Annotated in this window: 17 protein-coding genes; 7 read left to right on the forward strand and 10 right to left on the reverse strand. The window is 70.6% G+C overall.

The window, feature by feature from the left end:
- Positions 1-384 (reverse strand): nitroreductase family protein (locus ABZU32_RS28510; RefSeq protein WP_354926750.1); only part of this gene is annotated, 384 nt, incomplete at its 3' end.
- A 295-nt stretch (positions 385-679) separates the two neighbouring features.
- Between ABZU32_RS28510 and ABZU32_RS28515 the strand changes: the two genes are divergently transcribed.
- From ABZU32_RS28515 to ABZU32_RS28535, 5 genes are all read left to right on the forward strand, one after another.
- A complete protein-coding gene (locus ABZU32_RS28515; RefSeq protein WP_354926752.1) occupies positions 680-1,576 on the forward strand; it encodes an alpha/beta hydrolase in 897 nt (298 codons plus the stop codon).
- Between the two features lie 544 nt (positions 1,577-2,120).
- The gene (locus ABZU32_RS28520) at positions 2,121-4,499 is read left to right on the forward strand and encodes a ricin-type beta-trefoil lectin domain protein (RefSeq protein ID WP_354926754.1); all 2,379 of its coding nucleotides are present in this window, start codon (positions 2,121-2,123) and stop codon (positions 4,497-4,499) included.
- Positions 4,500-4,647: 148 nt separating this feature from the next.
- Positions 4,648-7,476 carry an RICIN domain-containing protein gene (locus ABZU32_RS28525; RefSeq protein WP_354926756.1) on the forward strand — a complete coding sequence of 943 codons (2,829 nt, stop codon included), beginning with the start codon at positions 4,648-4,650 and terminating at the stop codon, positions 7,474-7,476.
- 81 nt (positions 7,477-7,557) lie between these two features.
- Entirely contained in the window at positions 7,558-9,306 is a 1,749-nt protein-coding gene (locus ABZU32_RS28530) for a lectin (protein ID WP_354926758.1), read from the forward strand.
- Positions 9,307-9,455: 149 nt separating this feature from the next.
- Positions 9,456-11,297, forward strand: a complete 1,842-nt coding sequence (locus tag ABZU32_RS28535) for a family 43 glycosylhydrolase (protein ID WP_354926760.1) — start codon at positions 9,456-9,458, stop codon at positions 11,295-11,297.
- Between the two features lie 167 nt (positions 11,298-11,464).
- Here the strand turns inward: ABZU32_RS28535 and ABZU32_RS28540 are convergent, their stop codons facing one another.
- Together ABZU32_RS28540 and ABZU32_RS28545 are read right to left on the reverse strand one after the other, a co-directional pair.
- Entirely contained in the window at positions 11,465-12,505 is a 1,041-nt protein-coding gene (locus tag ABZU32_RS28540; RefSeq protein WP_354926762.1) for a LacI family DNA-binding transcriptional regulator, read from the reverse strand.
- 360 nt (positions 12,506-12,865) lie between these two features.
- Positions 12,866-14,698 (reverse strand): ricin-type beta-trefoil lectin domain protein, encoded by a 1,833-nt coding sequence (locus tag ABZU32_RS28545; RefSeq protein WP_354926764.1) that lies wholly within the window; start codon positions 14,696-14,698, stop codon positions 12,866-12,868.
- 718 nt (positions 14,699-15,416) lie between these two features.
- Here ABZU32_RS28545 and ABZU32_RS28550 point away from each other — a divergent pair.
- Entirely contained in the window at positions 15,417-16,949 is a 1,533-nt protein-coding gene (locus ABZU32_RS28550; protein ID WP_354926766.1) for a lectin, read from the forward strand.
- A 50-nt stretch (positions 16,950-16,999) separates the two neighbouring features.
- On the opposite strand, the gene larC is transcribed toward ABZU32_RS28550, so the two are convergent.
- The 6 genes from larC to ABZU32_RS28580 all read right to left on the reverse strand — a co-directional run bounded on the left by larC (position 17,000) and on the right by ABZU32_RS28580 (position 22,709).
- Positions 17,000-18,103: a nickel pincer cofactor biosynthesis protein LarC gene (gene larC, locus ABZU32_RS28555; protein ID WP_354926768.1), complete on the reverse strand. Its 1,104-nt coding sequence runs from the start codon at positions 18,101-18,103 to the stop codon at positions 17,000-17,002.
- 8 nt (positions 18,104-18,111) lie between these two features.
- Positions 18,112-18,777 carry a nickel pincer cofactor biosynthesis protein LarB gene (gene larB / locus ABZU32_RS28560; protein WP_354926770.1) on the reverse strand — a complete coding sequence of 222 codons (666 nt, stop codon included), beginning with the start codon at positions 18,775-18,777 and terminating at the stop codon, positions 18,112-18,114.
- A 118-nt stretch (positions 18,778-18,895) separates the two neighbouring features.
- A complete protein-coding gene (gene larA, locus ABZU32_RS28565; protein ID WP_354926772.1) occupies positions 18,896-20,155 on the reverse strand; it encodes a nickel-dependent lactate racemase in 1,260 nt (419 codons plus the stop codon).
- Complete coding sequence (locus tag ABZU32_RS28570; RefSeq protein WP_354926774.1) at positions 20,145-21,056, reverse strand: aldo/keto reductase; 912 nt, start codon at positions 21,054-21,056, stop codon at positions 20,145-20,147. The genes larA and ABZU32_RS28570 overlap by 11 nt, the downstream gene beginning before the upstream one ends.
- Positions 21,053-21,793 carry an SDR family oxidoreductase gene (locus ABZU32_RS28575; protein ID WP_354926776.1) on the reverse strand — a complete coding sequence of 247 codons (741 nt, stop codon included), beginning with the start codon at positions 21,791-21,793 and terminating at the stop codon, positions 21,053-21,055. Before ABZU32_RS28575 ends, ABZU32_RS28570 begins: the two co-directional genes overlap by 4 nt.
- A gap of 67 nt (positions 21,794-21,860) precedes the next feature.
- Positions 21,861-22,709 (reverse strand): fumarylacetoacetate hydrolase family protein, encoded by an 849-nt coding sequence (locus tag ABZU32_RS28580; RefSeq protein ID WP_354926778.1) that lies wholly within the window; start codon positions 22,707-22,709, stop codon positions 21,861-21,863.
- Positions 22,710-22,875: 166 nt separating this feature from the next.
- Between ABZU32_RS28580 and larE the strand changes: the two genes are divergently transcribed.
- Complete coding sequence (larE, locus tag ABZU32_RS28585) at positions 22,876-23,685, forward strand: ATP-dependent sacrificial sulfur transferase LarE (RefSeq protein ID WP_354926780.1); 810 nt, start codon at positions 22,876-22,878, stop codon at positions 23,683-23,685.
- 204 nt (positions 23,686-23,889) lie between these two features.
- Here larE and ABZU32_RS28590 read toward each other — a convergent pair whose 3' ends face one another.
- The gene (locus tag ABZU32_RS28590) at positions 23,890-26,295 is read right to left on the reverse strand and encodes a ricin-type beta-trefoil lectin domain protein (RefSeq protein WP_354926782.1); all 2,406 of its coding nucleotides are present in this window, start codon (positions 26,293-26,295) and stop codon (positions 23,890-23,892) included.
- Between the last annotated feature and the right edge of the window lie 250 nt (positions 26,296-26,545).

Below are 26,545 nucleotides of genomic sequence, written 5' to 3' on the forward strand. Positions count from 1 at the left end.
CTCGCCCGCGGCCCTCTGGCGCGCCTCCCAGTCCTCGCGCGAGACCCCGAGCGCGCTGTAGCGCTCCCGGCCGAAGGCGGATCGGCGCTCCTGGTACGGAGACTTCAGCGTGGCCGGGTACATCTCGTACTCGCGCTCGTCCCAGGAGTCGCCCGCGGCCAGGCGCTCGCCGGCGCGCTTCTTGAGCTCGGCCAGCGGCTCGCCGGTCAGCACGTAGACGTGCCAGGGCTGGAGGTTCGATCCGGACGGCGACCAGGCCGCGGCGGCCAGCACGCGCTCCAGCAGCTCCCTCGGAACCTCCCGGCCGGTGAATCCGCGCACCGCCCTGCGGCTCGTGACCGCCTCGTACACCTCCATGATCAACGCCCCCTCCGCTCGACGCATCCGGTTTCGTCACATCAAAGACTGTATCAGTCGATACAGTATCATTCAATACTATCTGGCGGCACGCGGACCCTCGGCGGGGAGAAGGCGACTCGCGCCGCCCGTGCGCCCTATGCCCCCTCCCGTGGGACGGCCAAGCAGGTCAGGGGAAGGCTGGCCATGTCTTGGCCGGCTCCGGGTTGGTTCCCCGCCTCCCGGAGAGCAGACTCTCGTCAGTGGAGTCCGAGGGTGAGCGGTGGCACCCGCCGTGCCCCGGAACGCGATGGCGATCAGGAGAGAGCGCCCAGGGGGACCGATGAACCGCTCACGTGCCGGGAAGACGACGAGATCCGTGGCCGCGCTCACCATGGTCGCCGCGTCGGTCGCCGCCGCGCCGGTGGCCGCCGCGCCCACGGCCGGCGCCCGGGCCACCGCCACGGCGCCGGCGTCGTCCGCCCTCACAAGCACCCCTCTGCCGTGCCGGTCGCCGGGCCGGACCAAGCCGACGGTCGTCCTGGTCCACGGAGCCTGGGCCGACACCTCGAGCTGGAACGGAGAGGTGGACGCCCTGCGCCGGGCGGGCTACGTCGCGCGCGCCATCGCCAACCCCCTGCGCGGCCTCGGCACCGACGCCGCGACCGTCGCGGACTTCCTGAAGACCATCTCCGGCCCGATCGTGCTCGTCGGGCACTCCTACGGGGGCTCGGTGATCACCGAGGCCGCGGCGGGCGTTCCAGGGGTCAAAGCGCTGGTGTACGTCGACGCCGCCGCGCCGGACGTCGGGGAGGCCACCGGCCGGCTCAGCGGGCCGGACTCCGCGCTCAACGCCGATCCCGGCTCCCTTTACGACAAGGTCCCCTACCCGGGCGCGCCTCAGGGAGCGGCCGATCTGTACCTCAAGAGGGACGTCTTCGTCCGCTCGTTCGCCTCCGACCTGCCGCGCGACACCGCCCTGCGCCTGTGGGCGTCCCAGCGAGCCGCCTCGACCAGCGCGTTCACGACGCCGGCCACGGCCGCGGCCTGGAAGTCGATCCCGTCCTGGTACTTCATCAGCACCGGCGACCGGATCATCACCCCGTCCGCGGAACTGTCCATGGCCCGGCGGGCGCACGCCAGGGTCAGCCGGTTCGAGGGCGGGTCGCACCTCACGCTGATCTCCCACCCGGCCGCGGTGACCTCGCTGATCGGCTCGGCCATCTGCGCCACGCCCTAGAACCGGCGGCGCGCTCCATACAGATGCGTACCGGCCGCGGCCGGCCGCCGGTGAATGTGTCAGCCTGCCGCCATCTCGGCCAGGTCCCCACGCGACTCACCGGCGAGATCTGACGCGCGAGACGAGGACCGGCCCGGGACCGCCCGGCGATGAAACGTTCAGAGGCGGCGGCCTCCTTCCGACGGGCGGTCTCGCGTCGACGACATGCGGGACCGGCTAACACGGGCCGCACGGTCCCCACTGGGGTCGAATCGGTTCGCCGATACGTTCTTGACATGTTTCATACTTATTTCCACACTGAGCACTCACGGCGGCTGCCTCCTGCCGGGCCGGTGGTGAAGCGGCAGGAGCCCCGGCTGAGACACGGGCCGACGATGCCCCATGTCGTGACGCACGGAGCTCCCCCGCGTATCCCATCGAGACCAGCACTGGAGGTTCAGGTATGCGCGAGAACGCCAGACCGGTCAACCGGATCCGGCCTCGTTCGCACCTGCTCGTTCGGACCGACCTCCTTGCCGAGACGACCCGAGAAGGGGTTCGCTACATGAGCCGACGAAGTAGAACAAGGGCATTCCTCCCGGCGCTCGTGGTCGCGCTGCTGACCGCCGCCCTCTCGTTGATCGGCGTCTCCTCGGCGCACGCCGCCGTCTCGATCACGATCAACGGCGGTTCCGGCGGCCGTACGCTCGACGGCGTGGGCGCCATCAGCGGCGGCGGAGGCAACAGCCGCCTGCTCGTCGACTACCCCGAGCCCCAGCGCGGCCAGATCCTGGACTACATGTTCAAGCCCGGGTACGGCGCCGCGGTGCAGATCCTGAAGGTGGAGATCGGCGGCGACACCAACTCCACCAGCGGCGCCGAGCCGAGCCACCGGCACACCTCCGCCGACCTGGACTGCGGCCGGGGCTATGAGTGGTGGCTGATGGAGCAGGCCAAGGCCCGCAACCCCAACATCAAGCTGGCCGGCCTCTCGTGGGGCGCGCCGGGCTGGATCGGCAACCGCAACTTCTGGTCCCAGGACATGATCAACTACCTGGTCGACTGGCTCAAGTGCGCGAAGAACAGCCACGGGCTGACCATCGACTACCTCGGCGGCTGGAACGAGCGGGGGCGCGACCTCAACTGGTACATCAACCTGAACGCCGCCCTGGACTCCAACGGTTTCAGCAACGTCAAGATCGTGGCCGATGACACCAACTGGGGCTCGGCCGACGACGCGGTGAACAACACCGCGTTCCGGAACGCCGTGGACATTTACGGCAACCACTACGTATGCGGCTATCGCAGCGCGCAGACCAACTGCCCCAGTACCACCAACGCCATCAACTCCGGCAAGCAGTTGTGGGCCAGCGAGAACGGGTCCGACGACTACAACGACGGCGCCAAGGCCCTCGCGCGCGGCATCAACCGCGACTACATCGACGGCAAGATGACCGCCTACCTCAACTGGCCGATCGTCGCCGCCATCACCCCGAACATCCCGTGGCCCACGATGGGCGTCGCCATCGCGCCCCAGCCGTGGTCGGGGTACTACAACATCGGCAAGAACGCCTGGACGATGGCGCAGACCACCCAGTTCACCGCGCCGGGGTGGAAGTACCTGGACTCCTCCAGCGGGTACATCGGCGGCAGCCGCAACAACGGCAGTTACGTCTCGCTGAAGTCGACCAACAACTCCGACTACAGCACGATCATCGAGACCATGGACGCCACCGCCGCCCAGACGCTGAACTTCAACGTCACCGGAGGCCTGTCCACCGGCCAGGTGCACGTGTGGTCCACCAACCTCAACTCCAACAACTCCGCCGACCACATGGTGCGCGGCAGTGACATCACCCCCTCGGGCGGCGCCTTCTCGCTGACCGTCCAGCCCGGCCGCGTCTACACCATCACCACCACCACCGGCCAGGGCAAGGGCACCGCCACCAGCCCCGCGCAGGGCTCGATGCCGCTGCCCTACTCCGACAACTACGACGGGTACGAGGTCGGCAAGGAGGCCAAGTACCTGATGGACCAGCAGGGGGCCTTCGAGGTGACCGCCTGTGGCGGGGGCCGCGCGGGCAGGTGCGTGCGCCAGATGGCGCCGCGCATGCCGATCACGTGGGACGGTGACTACGACCCCTACGCGCTGCTCGGCGACGTGGGCTGGAGCAACTACACCGTCTCCTCCGACGTCCTGCTGGAGCAGTCGGGCTACGTCAAGCTCATCGGCCGCGGCGGCACCCAGCACTACAGCCCGGCCGGGCAGAACGCCTACTACCTGCGGGTGACCGACGGCGGCGCCTGGTCGATCCAGCGCAACACCGCCTCCAACGCCACCACGACCCTGAGCAGTGGCACCGTGGCGGCCCTCGGCACCAACCGCTGGCACACCCTGTCCCTCGGGTTCTCCGGGTCCACCATCACCGCCGCGATCGACGGCGTGACGGTCGGCACGGTCACCGACACGATGTGGGGCGCCGGCCAGGTCGGCCTCGCCACCGGCGCGACCGAGACGGCGCAGTTCGACAACCTGTCCATCACTCCCGGCTCGGGCGGCACCCCGACCAACGTGCTGCGGAGCATGGCGTCGGGCCGCTGCCTGGACGTCCCCGGCCAGACGCAGACCAACGGCACCCAGGTGGCGATCTGGGACTGCAACGGGCAGGCCAACCAGCAGTGGATCGCGACCTCGGGCAAGCAGCTCCAGGTGTACGGCACCAAGTGCCTTGACGCCCAGGGCACCAACGCCGGCGCCCGGGTCGTCATCAACGGCTGCAGCGGCGGCACCAACCAGCAGTGGAACCTCAACGCCGACGGCACGGTCACCAGCGTGCAGTCCAACCTGTGCCTCGACGTCACCGGCGAGGCGACCGCCAACGGCACGCTCGTCGAGGTGTGGTCCTGCACCGGCGGAGCCAACCAGAGGTGGACCCGTAACTGAGAGGCGCCGGGGGGTGACCCCGGACGGACGTGCGCGCGGGCGGCGGCCCCCACTCGCGCGCACGTCCGTCGCCTCTGCGCGCAGAGCATGCGCGAGCTGATCTCGACAAACCATGGCGTTTCGCACGGCAGGAAGGACCCATCCCCCTATGTCCCGACGTTGGTGGCTCACGCTACTGACCGCGTTCGCGCTGGTCGGTCCGGGAGCCCTCGTTCTCACCGCTCCGGCGGCCAACGCGCTGACCATCCCCGCGTCCGACTACCAGCAGATCAACCTCGCCTCCGGCGGCAACGAGCTCGGCGAGGCGATGTCGCTGGCCGTCATGCCGAACCGGTCGGTGCTCCACACGGCTCGCGACGGCACACTCCGCGTCACCGACGTCAACGGCAACACCAAGGTCTCCGGCAAGCTCAACGTCTACACCCATGACGAAGAAGGCCTGCAGGGCGTCGCCGTGGACCCCAACTTCGCCACCAACCGGTGGATCTACCTGTACTTCTCGCCGCGGCTGAGCACGCCGAGCGGCGACGCGCCGGCCACCGGCACGCAGTCGCAGTTCGACTCCTGGAAGGGCGAGCTGCACCTGTCGCGGTTCACCCTCAACTCCGACGACACGCTCAACATGAGCAGTGAGAAGGTCGTGCTGGTCGTCGCGAACGACCGCGGCCTGTGCTGCCACGTCGGCGGCGACCTCGACTTCGACGCCCAGGGGAACCTGTACCTGACCACGGGCGACGACAGCAACCCCTTCGACTCCGCCGGGTACGCGCCGCTCGACGAGCGCACCAACCGCAACCCGCAGTACGACTCGCAGCGCACGGCGGGCAACACCAACGACCTGCGCGGCAAGCTCCTGCGGATCCACCCGGAGTCCGACGGCAGCTACACCATCCCGAGCGGCAACCTGTTCCCGCCGGGGACGGCGAAGACCCGCCCCGAGATCTACGCCATGGGCCTGCGCAACCCGTTCCGCATGTCGGTGGACAAGGCGACCGGCGTCGTCTACGTCGGCGACTACGGCCCGGACGCGGGCTCGACCAACTCCAACCGCGGGCCGAGCGGCCAGGTGGAGTTCAACCGGATCACCGGCCCGGGCAACATGGGCTGGCCGTACTGCACCGGCACCAACACCACCAGCGAGACCTACAACGAGTGGGACTTCAACAGCAACAGCACCGGTTCGAAGTACAACTGCTCCGGCGGCCCCACCAACAACTCCTTCCGCAACACCGGCCTGACCACCCTTCCCGCGGCCAAGCCGGCCTGGATCAAGTACGGCGGCGACTCCGGCTCCCCGTCGGAGTTCGGCAGCGGCTCCGAGTCGCCGATGGCCGGCCCGGTCTACCGCTACGACGCCTCGCTCAACTCCTCCGTCAAGTTCCCGTCGTCGCTGGACGGCAGGTTCTTCGCCGGCGAGTACGGCCGCCGGTGGATCAAGGCGATCGAGGTCAAGAGCGACGGCTCGCGGGGCGAGATCTCCGCGTTCCCCTGGTCGGGCACACAGGTGATGGACCAGGCCTTCGGCCCCGACGGCGCCCTGTACGTCCTGGACTACGGGACGGGCAGCAACAACCAGGCGCTGTGGCGCATCGAGTACATCGGCACGGCGGCCAACCGCAACCCGATCGCCAAGGCGGCCGCCGACAAGACCTCGGGACCCGCGCCGCTGACGGTGAACTTCTCCTCCTCGGGCAGCTCCGACCCCGAGGGCGGCACGCTGAGCTACTCATGGAACTTCGGCGACGGGAGCACTTCCACCTCGGCCAACCCGAGCCACACCTACTCGAGCGACGGCTCCTACACCGCGACGCTGACCGTCCGGGACCCGCAGGGGCTGACCGGAAGCGCGAGCGTCAGCGTGAGCGTGGGCAACACGGCCCCGACGGTCACGCTGACGAGCCCGGGTGACGGCCAGCTGTTCTCCTTCGGCGACACGGTGCCCTTCACGGTCAGCGTCAGCGACCCGGAGGACGGCACGATCGACTGCTCGACGGTGTCGGTGACCTACTTCCTCGGACACGACAGCCACCGCCACCAGATCACCACCGCCAACGGCTGCAGCGGCACCCTGACGGTGCCGACCGACGGTGAGCACGACGCCGCGGCCAACATCTACGGCGTGTTCGTGGCCTCCTACACCGACAAGGGCGGCCTGACCACGACCAGCACCCGCACCCTGCAGCCGCGCCACCGCCAGGCCGAGCACTTCGGCGCCCAGCAGGGCGTCCAGGCCACCGCCCACACCCCGGCCGAGGGTGGCAACACCGTGGGCTACATCGACGACGGCGACTGGATCTCCTTCCAGCCGTACGCGCTGGGCAACGCCACCAAGATCACCGCACGCGTGGCCTCGGCCGGCGCGGGCGGCCGCATCGAGGTGCGCGCCGGCTCGGCGAGCGGCACCCTGCTCGGCACCGTCACCGTGCCGGTCACCGGGAACTGGGAGACCTACGTCGACGCCACGGCCAACCTCAGCGGCGCGCCCTCGGGCACGACCACGCTGTACCTGGTCTTCCGCGGCTCCACCGGCGGGGGTTACCTGTTCGACCTGGACGCCTTCACCCTGGACACCGGGACCGTCACCAACCCGACCTCCACCACGATCAAGGGCACGGGGTCGGGCCGGTGCCTGTACGTCACCGGCGGGTCGCAGACCAACGGCACCGCCGCGGTGATCCAGGACTGCAACGGATCGGCCGCCCAGCAGTGGACGGCGACCAGCGCGACCGAGCTGCGGGTCTACGGCAACAAGTGCCTGGACGTCAACGGCGGCGCCACCGCCGACGGCACCGCGGTGATCATCTGGGACTGCAACGGGCAGAACAACCAGAAGTGGCGGTTCAACAGCGACGGCACCATCACGGCCGTCGGCGCCAACAAGTGCCTGGACGTCAACGGCGGCGGCACCGCCAACGGCACCAAGGTCCAGATCTGGACCTGCAACAGCGGAAACAACCAGAAGTGGACCCGCGTCTGACCCTCCCTGTTCATCGGCTCATGTGACGTCGTGGCGCGGCCCCCTGCCGCGTCACGACGTCACGACCTGGAAGGACCCCCCATGCTCCGACATCTGTTCCCCGGGCGTAGCGCAGGGAGCGGCAGCAAGAGGTCGGCCCCGCGCCGGTTGGCGCTGGTGGCCGCGCTCGCCACCGCGGCCGTCACCGGCATCGCCGTCGCCCCCGCCCACGCCGCCAGCTACAAGGTGCTGGTGTTCTCCAAGACCGCCGCGTTCCGGCACGACTCCATCCCCGCCGGCATCCAGGCCATCCGCGACCTCGGCGCGGCCAACGACTTCTCGGTGGACGCCACCGAGGACGCGAGCGCGTTCAACTCCGGCAACCTCGCGCAGTACAAGGCCGTCGTCTTCCTCAGCACCACCGGAGATGTGCTGAACGACTCCCAGCAGAGCGCCTTCCAGTCCTACGTCGACGGCGGCGGCGGTTACGTGGGCGTGCACTCCGCGGCCGACACCGAGTACAACTGGTCCTACTACGGCGGGCTGGTCGGAGCCTGGTTCAACAACCACCCCGCGATCCAGCGGGCCACCGTGCGCACCGAGGACCGGGCGCACGCCGCCACGTCCCATCTCGGGGCCACCTGGTCGCGCACCGACGAGTGGTACAACTACCGCACCAATCCGCGCTCCAGCGTGCACGTGCTGCAGAACCTGGACGAGTCCAGCTACAGCGGCGGCTCCATGAGCGGCGACCACCCCATCACCTGGTGTCACCCGCAGTCGGCCGGCCGCGCCTTCTACACCGGCCTCGGGCACTCCATCGACTCCTTCTCCGAGACCAACTTCCGGACGCTGCTCCTCGGCGGCATCCGCTACGCCGCCGGAGCGGTGAAGGCCGACTGCCGTCCGGAGACCGGGTACACCACCCTGTACAACGGCTCCACCACCGGCTGGTCGCAGGCCGGCTCGGGGTCCTTCGCCAACAGCGACGCCACGCTGACCTCGCAGGATGGCCTCGGCATGCTGTGGTACAGCGCCAAGGAGTTCAAGTCCTACTCGCTCAAGCTCGACTGGAAGCTGACCGGCGACTCCGACTCCGGGGTGGTCATCGGCTTCCCGTCCACCAGCGACCCCAACGCCGCCCTGAGCAACGGCTATGAGGTGCAGATCGACGCCAGCGACACCGCCGGTTACACGACGGGCGCCGTCAACGGGGCCAAGGCCGCCGACACCGCCGCCCGCGACGCGGCGCTGAACCCGGCGGGTCAGTGGAACACCTACGAGCTGCTCGTCGAGGGCGAGCGGCTGCAGGTGTTCCTCAACGGCGTGAAGATCAACGACTTCACCAACACCGACTCGGTGCGCTCCCTCCAGCAGGGGTACATCGGCATCCAGAACCACGGGTCCGGCGACACGGCGGCCTTCCGCAACGTCCGCATCAAGGAGCTGGGCGGCACGACGCCGACCGGCAACGCACTCCGGGGCGTGGGGTCGGGCCGGTGCCTGAACGTCAACGGCGGGTCGCAGACCAACGGCACCGCCGCGGTGCTCTATGACTGCAACGGATCGGCCGCCCAGCAGTGGACGGCGACCAGCGCGACCGAGCTGCGGGTCTACGGCAACAAGTGCCTGGACGTCAACGGCGGCAGCACCGCCAACGGCAGCGCCGTGATCATCTGGGACTGCAACGGGCAGAACAACCAGAAGTGGCGGCTGAACTCCGACGGCAGCATCACCGCGGTCGGCGCCAACAAGTGCCTGGACGTCAACGGCGGCGGCACCGCCAACGGCACCAAGGTGCAGATCTGGACCTGCAACGGCCAGAACAACCAGAAGTGGACCCGCGTCTGACCATCACCGTTCGCGGCGTACGAACCGGGAGCCCGGCGGCGAAATTCTCGCCGCCGGGCTGCCTGGCTGTCACCCCCCTTCCACCGGCCCGCCATCCCGGCACGGGTTCATCACCTCAGTTGTTAGCGCTAACAATTCTGGAGTCGACGTTGAGAACCGCCTTCCAGCTCCGAGCCGGGCACCGGCTCGGACGGGGCCTGCTGCTGGTCATCGGCCTGCTGTGCGCCGTGACACTCCTGCCCGGCCTGCCCGCCAGGGCCGACAACCCGATCGTGCAGACGATCTACACCGCCGACCCCGCTCCGCTGGTCTACAACGGCCGGGTCTATCTCTACACGGGACACGACGAGGACAACTCCACCTACTTCACCATGAAGGACTGGCGGGTCTGGTCCTCGGCCGACATGGTCAACTGGACCGACCACGGCTCGCCGATGAGCCTGTCCACCTTCTCCTGGGCGGCCTCGGACGCCTGGGCCGGCCAGACCGTCTACCGCAACGGCAAGTTCTACTGGTACGTCCCGGTCAAGGACCGCGCGAGCGGCCAGATGGCCATCGGCGTCGGCGTCTCCACCAGCCCCACCGGCCCGTTCACCGACGCCATCGGGCACGCACTGGTGCGTAACGGGGAGATCGACCCGACGGTGTTCATCGACGACAACGGCCAGGCCTACCTCTACTGGGGCAACCCCAACCTGTGGTACGTCCGGCTCAACACCGACATGATCTCCTACAGCGGCTCCCCCACCCAGATCCCGCTCACGACCTCCGGGTTCGGCACCCGCACGGGCAACACCAGCCGTCCCACCCTGTATGAGGAAGGCCCCTGGGTCTACAAGCGCGGCGGCACCTACTACAACGTCTTCGCCGCCAAGTGCTGCTCGGAGTTCATCGGCTACTCGACGGCCTCCAGCCCCACCGGGCCGTGGACCTACCGCGGCACCGTCATGCCGACCCAGGGCGCCTCGTTCACCAACCACCCGGGGGTCATCGACTTCAACGGCAACTCCTACTTCTTCTACCACAACGGCGGCCTGCCCGGCGGCGGCGGGTACACCCGTTCGGTCGCGGTCGAGAGGTTCACCTACAACTCCGACGGCAGCATCCCGACGATCAACATGACCACCACCGGGGCGCCCCAGGTGGGCACGCTCAACCCCTACACCCGCCAGGAAGCGGAGACCATCGCCTGGGAGTCCGGCGTGGAGACCGAACCCGCGAGCGAAGGCGGCATGAACGTCGGCTGGATCGAGAACGGCGACTACATCAAGGTCAAGGGGGTCGCGTTCGGCTCCGGCGCGACGTCCTTCAGCGCCAGAGTGGCCTCGGCGAACAGCGGCGGCAAGATCGAACTGCGCCTGGACGGCGTCAACGGCTCCCTGGTCGGCACCTGCACCGTCAACGGCACCGGCGGCTGGCAGACCTGGACGACCGTCTCGTGCCCCGTCAGCGGCGCCACCGGCACCCACGACCTGTACCTGCGTTTCACCGGCGGTTCCGGCACCCTGTTCAACGTGAACTACTGGCAGTTCGCCGGCGGGACGAGCGGCGGCGGCAACCTGCTGACCAACGGCGACATGGAAGGCGGCACCACGGGCTGGGGCGCCTCCGGCGGAACCCTCTCCTCCAGCACCACCACGCCGCACGGCGGCGCACGGTCGCTGTCGATCACGGGGCGCACGGCGTCGTGGAACGGCACGACCCAGGACGTGACCTCCAAGCTCACCAACGGCAAGAGCTACACCACGAGCGTCTGGGTGCGCGCGCAGAGCGGCACGCCCAGCGCGAAGGCGACCCTGGCGGTGACCGCCGGCGGCACGACCAGCTACATCCAGCTCACCCCCGCGGCGGCGGTCACCTCCAGCGGCTGGACCCAGCTCTCCGGCACGGCGACCGTGTCGTGGAGCGGGACGCTGACCGGCGCGAGCTTCTACGTCGAGACGGCGGCGGGCACCGACGGCTTCTCCGTCGACGACGCCTCGTTCCAGTAACCGCCCCACCGGCCGGCGTGACGCATCTCCCGCCCCCGCCTCTCCCCCGGCCCCGTCCCGATCGCCGGTCCCGTCCCCTATCACCGGTCCCGCCCCGATCACCGGTCCCGCCCCGATCACCGGTCCCGCCCCGATCACCGGCCGCCTCCCGCGGCCGGGGTCACCGGTCAGCGCGCCCCCGGATCTCCCGCCTCCGGCCGCCGACCGGCGGGGCCGGTGGTCCCGCGCAGGGAGACGGGAGGGGCGACCAGGACGTGGCGGTGCGGGATGGCGGGATCGGCGATGCGCTGGATGAGCATCTCGACGGCGCGGGCGCCGAGCTCGTCGGCGGGCACGTCGGCGGCGGTGAGCGGCGGGTGCAGGTTCTCCGCCCAGTCGCGGGCGGCGACGCCGATGATGGAGAAGTCGCGCGGCACGGCCAGGCCCGCCTGGGCCAGGGCACGGTACATGCCGGGCATGGCGGCCTCGTTGATCGTGGCGACGGCGGTCAGATCGGGGTGGTCGTCAAGGAGCCGCTCGACGCAGGTGACCCCCGACTGGGCCTCGTCGGCACAGCATCTCTGCACGCCTTGCAGGCCGCGTTCGGCCACCGCGCGTGTGAAGCCGGCCTGCGCGCGGTGGCCGGGGCCGTACCCGGCCGCCACCAGCTCCGCGGACCGGTTGACCAGGGCGATGCGGCGGTGCCCCAGGTCGGCGAGGTGGTGCACGCACCTGGCGATCAGCGTCTCGTAGTCGATGTCGACCCAGGACATCTCTTCGGGGTGGCCGGTGCGGCCGATGCCGACGAACGGCAGCCCGCTCTGCTGCAGACGGGTGACCCGGTCGTCCTCCAGCCGTATCTCCATGAGGATGACGCCGTCCACCCGCCTGCCGCCGACCACCCGCTCGAAGGAACGGTCGTGCTCGCCCCCCGATGGCGACAGCAGCACGTCCAGGTCGGCGCGCGCCGCGGCGTCGACGACGCTGGCCACGAAGCCGAGCTGCATGTCGGTCAGCCGCCTGCTGGCCGGAGGGATGACCAGCCCGAGAGTGCGGGTCTTGCCTTCCTTCAGCGCCTTGGCCACGGCGTTGGGCCGGTAGCCCAGCTCGTCGATGACCGCCTGGATGCGCCGCCGCGTGTCCTGCGACACCGGACGCTTGCCGCTCAAGGCGTAGGAGACGGTGCTACGCGACACCCCCGACCGCCTGGCGATCTCCCCGATGTTCACGGCGCTCCTCACCCCAACCGACCCGACACGCACATCGTAGGTCGAATCGAGCCCGCGAAGAACGCTTCCGGCACGGCGGCGTGCGGACGTGCTCCCTGGAGGTGCGGGGTCAGAAGGTTTCGGTCGATGACGAATCGATTCGACTACCACCGAAAATAGGTGTGAAACACCTACCGGCGGAGATCACTCGACCTCGGGACGTGACGCACGTCCGCCCGGCGGCGGCATCGGCTCCCCTTCGGCCCGGACGCGTGCCGGCCCGGCGGCGGGAGATCCCGCCGCCGGGCCGTCGCACTCACGAGCGTGGCGCCGTTCCCGCGTCATGAGTCCGTCATGCCCGGCGGGCCGGCGCCGGCCGGGTCAGCTCCGGGTCCACTTCTGACTGGTCGTGCCGGTGCAGGACCACAGTTGGACCTTCGTGCCGTTCGCCGTGCCGAAGTTGCTCGCCTCCACGCACAGGCCGGACTGCACACCGGTGATGGTGCCGTCGGAGTTGACGTTCCACTGCTGGTTGGTCTGTCCGTTGCAGTCCCAGATGATCACCTGGGTGCCGTTGCTGGTGCCCTGCCCGTTGGCGTCCAGACACTTGTTGCCGTACACCTGCAGTTGCTTTCCGGAGGTCAGGGTCCATTGCTGGTTGGCGCCGGTGCCGCAGTCCCACAGATTGAGCTGGGTGCCGTTGGTGGTGGACGAGTTCGGGACGTCCAGGCACCGGCCGGCGTTGACGTTGCGCAGCACCGATGACGCCCCGGTGCTGGGGCTGGGGCTGGGAGTGGGGCTCGGGCCGGGGCCCGAGGAGGGGGGCAGGAGCGTGATGGTGAAGGTGTCGTCGACGCTGGTGTGCGGCAGGTTGACCGTCGTGGCGTTGCCGGACAGGGTCGCCACGGAGTTCTGGACGGTGACAGGACCGCTCACCGCGCCGCCGCCGTTGTAGGGGATGCGCTCGACGAGGACGCGTACCTGGTTGTTCTCCACGATGCCGCTGGTGGTGTTCAGGCCCTGCAGGTTGACCGCGACGTTCCCGGTGGTGGTGCCGCCGCCGACCAGGACCTTGGCGTTGCCGCTCGCCTTGGTGGCGAAGGCGTCGTAGTTTGCGCTCGGGGTGACCGAGGCGATCTGGCCGGTCTGGGAGCCGTAGAAGCGGTAGACCCACCATTCGCCCTTGGTCTGGTACTGCCCCGAGGAGTTGTGGATCAGCAGGTTGCCCAGGTCGTTGTGCAGGTTGCCGCCGCTGGCCCAGTTGGCGCGCAGGCCGTCGGCGCCGGCCCTCTCCAGGCGGGCGATGTACCAGGCGCCGTCGGCCGGGTTCTGCTCGTTGGACGCCCCGTACTCGTTGATCTGGTAGGGGCGCGGGTGGGCGATGCCGCGGGAGTCCAGGGTGGTGTTCGCCGTCGCCACGTTCGCCACCGGGTCGCCGGGCAGCGAGTGCCAGCTGACGATGTCGGGGACCACGTTGTTGGCCTTGACGTAGTCGAGGTACTGGGTCCACCAGCCGCCGGTGGACGGGACGCCGGCGAGGCTCGGGCCCACAATGAGCTGGGAGGGGAAGGCCGCGCGGACGCGCTGGTAGGCGCGCCGCCACATCTCGAAGTACTGCGACTGGGGACGGTTCCAGAAGATCGTGATGTTGGGCTCGTTCCACAGGTCCCACTGGACCGGGGCGCCGGTCGCCTGCACGTCGCTGATCAGGCGGGTGAGGAAGTTGTCGAAGTCGGTCCAGTTGCCGTTGTCGCCGGGGAAGCGGGAGATCGGGTAGCCGTCGGCGCCCCACAGGTCGTGGACCAGCAGGACGAACTGCCCGCCGAGCGACCGGGTGCGCAGCAACTGGGCGCGGGTGGCGTTCCACCGGCGGTCGTACTTGCCCGACACCCAGCCGCCCGGGCTGTCCAGCTGCGCCCCGCCGGCGCGCATGTACCGGAACTTCACGTCGGTGAAGAAGTTGTCCGCGGGCGCGGCGCCGTTCTCGGTCATGCCGTAGATCCAGCCGGAGGCCCGGTAGGTCGGTGCGCCGCCGGCGGTGGAGAAGTTGACGGTGATGGACTGGTCGGCGGCCTGGGCCGGTGCCGTCGGTAGGACGGAGGCGGCCACGAGCGCGCCGAAGGAGAGCAGGGCGGCCAGGCCGTACCGGCGTCTGCGCCGTTTGCCGGGGGTGGTGTCCGCGGATGACTTGCCTGACGACACGCCGATGTTCATCTCGCACTCCTCACGAAAGGCTCCGGGCGGCGGGCGCGAATGTGAGCAGCTCGGCCCGGCGGACGGCTCGTGCTGGGGGGACAACCGATCCATCGAACCGATTCGCACGCAGCTTAGGTTTCGCTGCGGCGCGATGTCAATGGCGGGTGTCGGAGACATGAATGGGGTGTTTCGGTGCCCCGTCCGCCGTAAGCGAGCGCGGAAACCTGCGCGAAAAACGCCATGGGACGACGAGCCGTTTTGCGGTGACGGCGGGCGCGTCAGCCGCGTCCACCCGGCGGATTCGGCACCGAGCGCCCGCCGTCACCAATGAACGTTTCACCGCCGCTCGCCGACGGGAACATCCGCACGCGGCGAAATAGGCAGATGACTCTGCCTTTTACCGACAAACGGGACTAACCGCCCCTGGCTGGATCTTGACAGAACGCGGCCCGTCCTATGTGCTTCGGTGCGCATAGGCACCTCCGGCTCAGCCGACGGAAGGGAGCGCTGGCCCGTCCCGATGTGTTAGCGCTAACAATGCCGTCCGCCCGCTCCGGCCGGACGGAAGAAGACCTGAATCGCGAATCGATTCGCCGGTCACGGGTGTGCCGCGCCCCCTCCGGCCGCGCGCACGGTGACCCTTCCGCCCGGGACACGGCGATCGCCGGCCCCGAGGCGGCCACGGCGTGCACGAGCCCTGTCACCGCCGTGCCTCCACCCCCCAAGGAGTTGAACAATGCGCTCATCACCCGTTCCCCCGTCCGGCCGTCGCCGGCCATGGTCGCCGGTGGCCATGGCCGCCGGTCTCATGACGTTGCTGGCGGCCACGCTGCTGTGGTCGGTGCCGGCGTCGGCGGCGACGGCGCCGCTGGTCAGCGCGTCGTCGGGACGTTGCCTGGATGTGCGGGGCAACGTCGACACGCAGGGGTCGGCGATGCAGATCTACGACTGCAACGGTCAGGCCAACCAGGCGTTCGAGTTCACCTCGGCCGGGGAGCTGCGGACCTTCAACGGCACGCGCTGCCTGGACGCCTACAACAACCAGACCTCGAACGGCACGCAGGTGGTCATCTGGTCCTGCAACGGGCAGAACAACCAGAAGTGGCGGCAGAACTCCAACGGGTCGATCACCGGCGTCCAGTCGGGGCTGTGCCTGGACGTGAACGGCGGGGGCACCGCCAACGGCACCGCGGTCATCCTGTGGACCTGCAACGGCCAGAGCAACCAGAGATGGACCACCTCGGCCCAGCCGACCCCCACGCCCACTCCCACGGTCACCCCCACCACCACCCCCTCGCCGGGCACCGGACTGCCGTGTGACATCTACGCCTCGGGCGGCACCCCGTGTGTGGCCGCGCACAGCACGACGCGGGCGCTGTACAGCGCCTACAACGGAAACCTGTACCAGGTCAGGCGCTCGTCGGACAACACCACCCGCAACATCGGCGTGCTGAGCCAGGGCGGCGTCGCCAACGCCGCGTCCCAGGACTCCTTCTGCTCGGGCACCACGTGCGTCATCACGGTGCTGTACGACCAGTCGGGCCGAGGGAACGACCTGTGGTACCAGGGATCGAGCCAGGTTCCCGGCTCGACGTCCAGCAGCCCCGCCCGGGCGACCACCGAGTCGCTGACGGTCGGCAACAGCAAGGCGTACTCGCTGTACATCAACCCCGGCAACAGCTACTGGCGCGACGGCCACCTGACCGGCGTCCCGACCGGCACCGCCCCCGAGGGCATGTACATGGTGACCAGCGGCACGCACGTCAACAGCGGATGCTGCTTCGACTACGGCAACAGCGAGACCACCCGCAAGGCCGACGCCGCCGGGGCAATGGACGCGATCTACTTCGGCACCAGCTGCTGGTTCGGCGGCTGCTCAGGTTCCGGTCCCTGGGTCCAGGCCGACCTGGAGTGGGGCCTGTTCCCCGGGGGGAGCAGTTCCTGGAACCCCAACCAGCGGGCGTTCAACAGCAAGTTCGTCACCGCGACGCTGAAGAACAACGGCACCTCGCGCTTCGCCATCAAGGGCGGCAACGCGCAGTCCGGCGGCCTGACCACCCTGTGGGACGGCTCCCTGCCCAACGGATACAGCCCGATGAAGAAGCAGGGGGCCATCGTCCTGGGCAGCGGCGGTGACTGCTGCAAGCCGGGCGGCGGCGCCAACCTCAGCGCGGGCACCTTCTACGAGGGGGCCATGGTCGCGGGCTACCCCTCCGACGCCACCGAGAACGCCGTCCACGCCAGCATCACCGCGGCCGGCTACCGCTGACCCCGGTTCGCTCCGCCTGTTAGAGGACACCGGAAGTGCCCGCACGCGGGTCACAGGGCGTCGAGGGCCTCTCGCGCCAGCTCCCGCAGCGGCCTTCCGGTGGCCTCGGCCAGGACGACCAGGTCGTCATGCTCGGGTTTGACGCCCCACGGCCCGCGTTTCATCCGCACCTGGTGTCCGTAAAGCTTCACGGTCTCGAAGTGCCGGGGCAGCGCGACCTTCTCCACCACGTGGCGGCGCAGGCCGAGGCTCCCGGTCTCGGCGAGAACCAGCTCCTGCAGGCGCTCGGCCGACTCGAGCGGCGCGAGCACGTGCAGGACGTGCGCGGGACGGCCCTTCTTCATGACGGCGGGCGTGGCCCAGGCATCGGCCGCGCCCGCGGCCATGGCACGCGCGATCACGTGCCCGAGGACCTCTCCGGTGACGTCGTCGAGGTTGGTCGACAGGACGACCTGGCGGCCCGGCGCGGCGAGGGGCCGGCCGACAATGGCCACGGTCACGTTGGGCCGGTCCGGCAGCACCCGGGTTCCGGCGCCGTATCCGGTGGCGAGCAGTTCCATCTCCGGCGCCGGGCCGTACACCGCGCCCGCGGCCCGCAGCAGGGCCGCTCCGGTCGGCGTGACGGCCTCCCCCGCCTCCCCGCCTCGCACCAGTGCCCCTTTGAGCAGGGCGAGGGTGGCCGGAGCGGGGACGGGAAGCGTGCCGTGGCGGGTCCGCACGGTGCCGCCGCCCAGAGGCAGCGGCGCGCAGTGGACGCGGGTCACGCCGAGGTCCCGCAGCGCCGCCGCGCAGCCGACGATGTCGATCAGCGAGTCGTGCCCGCCGAGTTCGTGCAGGTGGACCTCCGCGGCCGGGACTCCGTGCAGTGCGCCCTCCGCCTCGGCGATCGCGGCCAGCGCCGCCTCGGCGACGGGCAGTCCGGCGCGGGAGGCCATCTCGATCAGGGCCGAGGCGGGGCGCTCGGTGGCGTCGTCGTCGACGTCGATGCGGACCCGCAGGGCGACCAGCGCACCGGTGCGCACCCGCTCGGCCTCCAGCCGCCAGCCGGTCAGGCCGGTCATGGCGACGGCCCGTCGCACGGCGTCGATCGAGGCGCCCGCGTCCAGGAGCGCGCCGAGCAGCATGTCGCCGGCCAGGCCGGTGAACGGATTCAAATAGAGGATCACCTTGGCCGCCTGGTGAGGCGGTAGGCCGCCAGCGCGGCGCCGAACCCGGAGTCGATGTTGACCACGGTGATCCCGGCCGCGCACGAGGTGAGCATGGCGAGCAGGGCGGTCACGCCCTCCAGCGCGGCCCCGTAGCCGGTGGAGGTGGGCACCGCGACCACCGGCGTCTCGACGAGCCCGCCGACGACGCTGGCCAGCGCCCCCTCCATGCCGGCGATGACGATCACGCTGTCGGCCGCGCGCAGGTCGTCGGCGGCGGCGAGCACCCGGTGGATGCCCGCCACCCCCACGTCCCTGACCATCGTGGTGCGCAGGCCGAGCGCGGCGGCGACGGCGGCGGCCTCGGCGGCCACCGGGCCGTCCGCCGTCCCCGCCGTGACCACCGCCACCGTGTGGCCGATCGGCCGCGCCTCGCGCCAGACGAGCAGGCGCGCGGCCTCCTCGTACCGGCCGCCGGGGACCAGCGCGAGCACGGCCGCGGCGGCGCCGGGCTCGACGCGGGTCACCAGGACCGGGCCGGTGTTGCGGTCGAGCAGGGCGGTGACGATCCCGGCGATCTCGGCCACCTGCTTTCCCGGACCGTAGACGATCTCGGGCAGCCCCTGGCGGGCCTCCCTGTCTATGTCGACCCGGGCGTACCCGAGGTCCGTCGACTCGCTCATGCGGGGCCCGTGCGGCGGACGGCGGACGGCCGGGCGGCGCGGGCCCCCGGCAGCGGCGACCGGATCGGCGGGCGGATCGACGGGCGGATCGGCGGGCGGATCGGCGGACGGCGGAGCACTACACCTCCTCGGCCAGGTACGGGATGGTCATCGGCCCCTCCGGCAGGACGCACACCCGGCCCGGCAAGGATTCTACGGTGGCGGCGATGTCGTCGGTCTGCTCCAGGTGGGCCGTGGCCAGATCGGCGTCGCTCAGGTGCGAGGTGTGCATGATCACGCGGGCGGCGCGCTGGATGCGGGCCTGGATCTGCACCTGCCACTGGTCGGGAACGGTCACCGTGCGGCGCGAGATCTCCTGGAACAGCGCCTCCGGCGAGGCGGCCGAGGTGAGCACCTCCCGGTAGGAGCCGTGGTCGGGGAACCCGTCCCTGCACTCGGCGGCGCAGATGATCGTCCCCCCGGGCCGGACGACCTGGGCGGCGGCGCTCATGCCCTTCACCGCCTGGTAGAGGTTCTGGTCGAGCGGGAAGCCCGCGTTGGTCGTCACCACCACCTCGAAGGGCTCGGCGACCGGCCGCATCGCCGCGGCGCGGGCGGCGGCCGTGGCGGCGGCGTGCATAGGCGCCAGGTCGCCGCCGAACGCCCGCACGATCTTCTGCTCGCGGTTGAGCACGACGTCCAGGGCGAAGGTGACCCCGGTCCCGGCGGCTATCGCCCGGACGTCGTCGTGGACCGGGTTGCCCTCGATGACCCCCCAGGTGGCGCGCGGGTCGCCGATGCGGGCCGCGTCGTGCAGCGTCAGCACCGTCTCCAGCGCGGCGAGCCCGGGCGCGACCAGCTTGGGACCGCCGGAGAAGCCGGCGAAGAAGTGCGGCTCCACGAAGCCGGTGGTGATCCGCACGTCCGCGTCGGCCCACTCACGGTTGAGCCAGACGGGCACGTCCTTGCCGAAGCGGCCCATCCAGCGCAGCGACGAGGCGTCGCGCGCGTCGTGGTTGACGATCCGCACCGCGTCCACCACCTGATCGCCGAACATCGCCCGCAGCTCGGTGTCGGTGTTGCCCCGGTGGGTGCCGGTGGCGACCAGGATCACCACGTCGTCCAGGTCGACGACGCCGTCCAGCTCGGCCAGGATCGCCGGGATCATCAGATGGCGGGGCTGCGGCCGGGTGCCGTCGCACGCCGAGATCGCGACGGTCTGCCCGCGGCTCACCCGTTCACGCAACGGCGGACCGGCGACCGGCTCGCGCAGGGCGCGCCGCAGCTCCGCCGCCTCGTCACCGGCGGCGGCCCTGTCCACCGGGGTGATCACCGTGGTGCGCTCGTCCGGCAGGTCCACGGCGAGCCCGCCGGTGCCGTAGGCCAGGTCAACCCGCATGGTCCAGCTCCTTCCACAGCGCGTCCGGCAGGTCCGTCTCGGTCAGCCTCACGTCCTGCGTGATCTCCTCCGGGCTGCGGGCGCCGATCAGCACCGTGGTCACGGCGGGATGCCGGTGCGGGAACCGCAGCGCCGCCGCCGGCAACGGCACCCCGTACGACGCGCAGATCCGCTCCAGCTCGCCGGCCCGTGCGAGGACCTCGGGTGGGGCGGCGTCGTAGTCGTAGGTGGCGCCCCCGGCGAGCACACCGCTGTTGAAGACCCCGCCCGCGATGACCGCGACGCCGCGGCGCTCGCACTCGGGCAGCAGTTCCGCCGCCGCCGACCGGTCGAGCAGCGTGTAGCGGCCGGCCACCAGGACCGCGTCGACGCCGGTCTCCCGGACGAACCGGGTCAGCATCTCGGCCTGGTTCATCCCGGCCCCGATGGCGCCGACCACGCCCTGGTCGCGCAGCTCGGCCAGCGCCGGGTACGCCTCGCCCGCGGCCTGCTCCCAGTGGTCGTCCGGGTCGTGGATGAACACCAGGTCGAACCGGTCGAGCCCGGTGCGCCGCAGGCTGTCCTCCAGCGAGCGCAGGACGCCGTCGCGGCTGTAGTCCCGCATCCGCACATACCCGGTCCGGCCGGGGAAGCCGTCCTCCTCGCCGTCGCCGGGGACCAGCACGCGGCCGACCTTCGTGGAGACGACCGCCTCGCCGGCGCCTTCGGGCAGTCCCCGCAGGAAACGCCCGAGGCGCTCTTCGGCCAGCCCGCTCCCGTAGTGCGGCGCGGTGTCGAAGTAGCGGATCCCCGACTCCCACGCCGCGGCCAGCGTCCGCTCCGCCTGCGCCTCCTCCACCGGGGCGAACAGCCCGGCGAGCGGTGCGGTGCCGAGCCCGTACGCCCCGAGGCCGGCTCTCATGACCCCGTCGGCCGTAGCCGCAGGCCGGCCATGCCGCCGTCGACGGCCAGTTCGATGCCGACGGTGGAGCCGGAGGCGGGGCTCGCCAGGTAGGCGACCGCGGCGGCGACCTCCTGCGCGCCGACCAGGCGGCCGTGCGGCTGCCGGGCGGCCAGCGCGGCCCGTTCGGCCTGCGGGTCGGGGGCGGCGTCCAGCAGCCGGCCGATCCAGGGGGTGTCCACGGTGCCGGGGTTGACGCAGTTGACGCGGATGCCCTCGCGGATGTGGTCGGCCGCCATCGCGCGGGTGAGCGCGAGCACCGCGCCCTTGGATGCCGAGTACAGCGCCCGCTGGGGCAGTCCGGCCGTGGCCGCGATCGAGCAGGTGTTGACGACCGCCGCGTGCGGGGACCGGCGCAGGTAGGGCAGGGCCGCGCGCGTGACGCGAACCATGCCCACGACGTTGAGGTCGAACACCCGCAGCCACTCGGCGTCGTCGTTGTCGGCGACCGTGCCCTGCGCGCCGATGCCCGCGTTGTTCACCAGCACGTCGATGCGGCCGTACCGCTCGGCGACCGCCGTGACCGCCCGGCGGACGGCGGCGTCGTCGGTGACGTCGCAGACGAACTCGGTGTCCCTGAGGTCCAGGACCGCGACCTGCGCGCCCCGCGCGGACAGCTCCTCCGCGACGGCCTGCCCGATGCCGGAGGCGCCGCCGGTCACCACGGCCACCAGCCCGTCGAACTCGCCCCCGCTCATCGTCCCTCCCGCGCCGGTTCGCACGCGCGCGGGCCGGCGGTGCGCCTCGGAAGCGCTCGGCCGGCGCTCACGCCTGCCCCATCCGCTGACGCTGGCGGCCCAGGCCGTCGATCTCCAGCTCCACCACGTCGCCCTCGCGCAGGTACGCCTCCGGGCCCATGCCCATCGCCACTCCCGCCGGGGTGCCGGTGTTGATCACGTCGCCCGGCTCCAGCACCATGAACTGGCTGAGATACCAGACCACGTGGTGCACGCCGAAGATCTGGTTCTTGGTGTCGCCGTTCTGGCGCGGCTCGCCGTTCACCCACAGCCGCAGGCCGAGCGCCTGCGGATCGCCGACCTCGTCCGCCGTGACCAGCCACGGGCCGAGCGGGTTGAACGTCTCGCACGACTTGCCCTTGTCCCACTGGCCGCCGCGCTCGATCTGGAACTCGCGCTCGGAGACGTCGTTGGCGACGGCGTATCCGGCGATCACCCCCGCCGCCTCCTCGGGCGAGGACAGATAGCGGGCCGTGCGGCCGATGATCACGGCCAGCTCGACCTCGTAGTCGGTCTTGACGCTGCCGCGCGGCACCAGGACCTCGTCGTCGGGGCCGACGATCGTGTTGGACGCCTTCATGAACACCACCGGCTCCGCCGGGACGGCCGCCCCGGTCTCCTCGGCGTGGTCGGAGTAGTTCAGGCCGATGCAGACGACCTTCCCGGGCCTGGCCACGGGGGCGCCCACGCGCTCGTACGGCCCGGCCTCGGGCAGGCCGCCCTCGGAAAGGGCCGAGCGCACCCGCTCGACGCCGCCCCCGGCCAGGAACCCGCCGTCGATGTCCGGTGTGATCGACGACAGGTCCAGGACGCGGCCGTCGGGCGCGAGCACGCAGGGACGTTCTCCGCCCGCCGGGCCCACTCGCAACAGCTTCACGAACTGCCTTCTTCCGCTTGGTTCAGGGATGGTACGAATTATGGCGAGCCTGGCAGATTCATCGGGTCGCGGTAAAGCCTCACACCCCGAGTGGATCGTCCAGATCGCCGACGACCTCGTATGGCACCATTATTCACGTCACATTGATCGGATGTTTGGATCACAGATGGATGACCTCCTGCGCCGGCTGAACGACCGGCTGAGCGCCGAGACCGCTCTGGTCGTCGCCTACTCGGGCGGCGCGGACTCCGCGTTGCTCGCCTTCGCCGCCGCCCGCGTGCTCGGCGCGCGGGCGCTCGCGGTCACCGCGGTCTCCCCAAGCCTGGCCGCCGCCGAGCGGTCGGCCGCCCGCGCGTTCGCCCGGCGCCACGGCCTGGCGCACCTGGAGGTCTGCACCGACGAGGCCGAGCGGCCCGAGTACGCGGCCAACGGCCGCGACCGCTGTTACCACTGTAAGTCGGCGCTGTTCGACGCGCTCGCCCCGCTGGCGGCCGCGATGGGCGCCCGCATGGCGCTCGGCACCAACCTCGACGACCTCGGCGACCACCGGCCCGGTCAGCGCGCGGCGGCCGAGCGCGGCGCCGTCACCCCGCTGGTCGACGCGGGGCTGACCAAGGCCGACGTCCGCGCCCTCAGCCACGAGCTGGGCCTGGTCACGGCGGACAAGCCCGCCGCGCCCTGCCTGGCCTCGCGGGTGAGCTACGGCGACCCGGTGACCCCGGAGATCCTGCGCAAGATCGAGACCGCCGAGGCCGCCCTGCGTGACCTGGGGTTCCCCGTCTGCCGCGTCCGCGCCCACGCCCAGGGCACGCTGGCCCGCGTCGAGGTCCCGAGCGAGGAGATCCCCCGCGCGGCCGGGCTCCGCGCCCGCATCGACGCCGCCGTCCGCGACGCCGGCTTCACGTTCTGCTCGCTCGACCTGTCCGGCTTCGCCTCCGGCCGCCTCAACGCCCTGCTTCCGCTGCTTCCGCTCTGACCGGCTTCCCCCGGCCGGGACTACAGGTGAGACGTCGGATGTATGACGTATGTTGAATTGTTATGATCAGCGCTCGGGGTCCGCGGCGGTGGACGGCGCGGGCGAGCGACGTCCAGGCGGTTGAGAGAGCGCTCCGCCACGGACCGGCAAGCCCCGCCGAGGCAGGTCGCCTCGGCGGGGTCGCCGCGTCTCAGCCGTGGAGGCTCAGCTGCGGGTCCACTGCTGGTTGGTCCCGCCGTGGCAGGTCCAGATGTGGATCTTGCTGCCGTTGGCGGTGCCGTTGTTCGACACGTCCAGGCACTTGCCGGAACCGACGGCGGTGACGCTGCCGTTGCTGTTGAAGGTCCACTTCTGGTTGTTCTGGCCGTTGCAGTCCCAGATGATGACCGCGGTGCCGTCAGCGGTCCCCGCGCCGTTCACGTCCAGGCACTTGCTGCCGTAGACGCGCAGTTCACCGGCGCTGGTGGAGGTCCACTTCTGGTTGGCCTGCCCGCTGCAGTCCCAGATGTCGACCTGGGTGCCGTTGGTCTGGCTGGAGTTGGGCACGTCCAGGCACCTGCCCGACCCGGTGCCCCTGATCGCGGTTCCCGTGCCCGGGCTCGGTGACGGCGAGGGAGAGGGGGTGCCGCTCTGGGGTCCGGCCGACGCCATCACGGACTGGGCGCCCGACGGCCAGTTGCCGTTGGAGACGGTGACGTTGTTGTTGACGACGTTGCCGCGGTCGCCGTTGGTGATGTTGGTGCTGCTGTTGCTCGTCCAGTTGCCGGTGACGGTGAAGTTGCCCATGTTCTCCCCGCCCCAGTAGTTGGCGGTCGCCCACGTGCCGATGGAGGAGAACACGTTGTTGCGGACGGTGTAGTACTTGGAGCCCTCGTCGAAGTACACCCCGAAGTAGCCGTTGGTCCGCAGGCAGTAGTTGTCGCTGATCACCGCGCTCGGGTTCCACGAGAGCGTGTAGATGCACCCGCCGTCGGTCATCTGCTGCATCACGTCGTGCACGTAGTTGCCGACGAGCTGGTTGTTGGAGGCGGTGGTCGCCGTGGTGTAGCGCGGCTGGTAGTTGTACAGACCGCGGTTGGTGTACGAGGTGTTGCCGCCCGGCTCGTTGGCGCCCCAGCCGTACCCGATCGACATGCCGGTGTAGGGCAGGTTGTAGACCTCGTTGTGCGAGATCAGGGCGGTGCTGACATAGGTGGGCAGCACCGAGACGATGCCGCGGTAGTCCAGGCCGAGGTCGTGGATGCGGTTGTTGCTGACGGTGATGTTCCGGTTCACCATGCGCTGGTCGCTCGGGTGGTGGGCGTCGGCGCGCACGCCGCCGATCACGATGCCGCCCGCCGAGTTGCGGGCGATCTCCGACCGGGTGACCGTGATGTTGCTTGCGCCGAGGCCTACCCCGCTGGCGTGGGCGTTGGCGTCGTTGCCGATGCCGATGGCGGTCTGGCCGAGGTTGGTGAACTGGGAGTCGGTGAAGGTGATGTTGTTGGCCGCGGAGACCTGGACGGCGGCGGGCATCTGGAACCAGTTCGGCCGGGCGGCCTCGAACTGCTGGCAGCCCTCGTTGCAGGAGCCGAAGCTCGGCCAGTTCCAGTTGCCGGCGATGTAGGAGCCGGTCTGCTGGTCCACGAATCCCTGGTTGCTGCTCGGGCCGAGCCAGCTCGTCCCGGTGAAGGTGATGCCGCTGAAGGTGATGTGGTGCGCCGGCGCGTCGTAGGTGCCCCCGACGTCGACCAGGGACTGCAGCACCGGCAGCTCGACGCTGAGGTTGCTCATGTTCTGCCCGGAGGCCGGGATGTAGTACAGGACGCCGGTCCCGGGGTTGATGTACCACTCGCCCGCCGAGTCGAGGAACTCGTAGGCGTTCTCCAGGTACAGCGGCCCCGCCCGGTGCGGGCTGGCGAAGACGTCGTAGCCGAAGTTGTTGTTGTTCCAGGCGGGCTGCTGCATCGTGATCATGCCGCCGCTGATGCTCTGCACCGGCACGTACCGGTCGGTGAAGGAGCCGATGCTCTCCATCTCGACCCGGTTCTGGTTGGCGAGGTTGTTCAGGTAGCTCAAAGCGGAGTTACTGAACCTCATGCCCGTGCTGCCGGCGGTGAAGTCGCCCCGGTTGACCTGGGTGCGCGCGCGGGTGGCGAGGGCGCCGTTGACGTAGAGCTGCCGGGCGTCGATCCCGGTCCCGACACTGGCCCGCCAGATGTTCTTGCCCGAGTCGGCGATCGACCAGCCGGTGACCGCCCTGGCGCCGCTGATCACCGGGTGCGCCGACGCGGCCGCCCGCCACACCACCTGGTATCCGTTGGCGCCGGAGTCGGCGGCGGTCAGCCGCAACGGCGCGGACTGCCGGTACACCCCGTCGGCCAGCTCCACGACGATGTCACCGGACATCCCGCCGACGCGCGACCGCACCGCGGTCTGCGCGCCGGTCAACGAGCAGGGCTGGGCGGCGGTGCAGTCGGTGCCGGTGCCGGAAGGGGAGGCGTAGAGCGTCGTGGTGGCCGCCGAGACGGGAAGGACGGGCGCCACCAGCGCGGCCGCGGCGGTCAGTCCCAGCGCGGCGACCCCGGCCGACACCAACCTCCGCACCACGGATTTCGACAATTGCAACATGGGACCTCCTGATAGGGGTGGGGGGTGCGGAAGGCGGAACGCCCTACCGAAGCCGGTCCAGCGGGTTCGGCGCAGGTCTTCGTCAAGCGGTGCCGGGAGGCGCGCGGCCGCTCCGCGACCGGCACCGCCGGCCACGGCGCCCGCCGCCCATCGCCGCTCACTTTCCCCAGAGCGGCCGGTGATCCCGGCCCTCTGCTGCGGAAGGTAATTCGTATGACGTAAGCCGTCAATAGGGTGTCCGCGGCCGCGC

The sequence above is a fragment of the Sphaerisporangium sp. NPDC005288 genome (genome assembly GCF_040607475.1).
Taxonomy (GTDB): Bacteria; Actinomycetota; Actinomycetes; order Streptosporangiales; family Streptosporangiaceae; genus Sphaerisporangium; species Sphaerisporangium rhizosphaerae.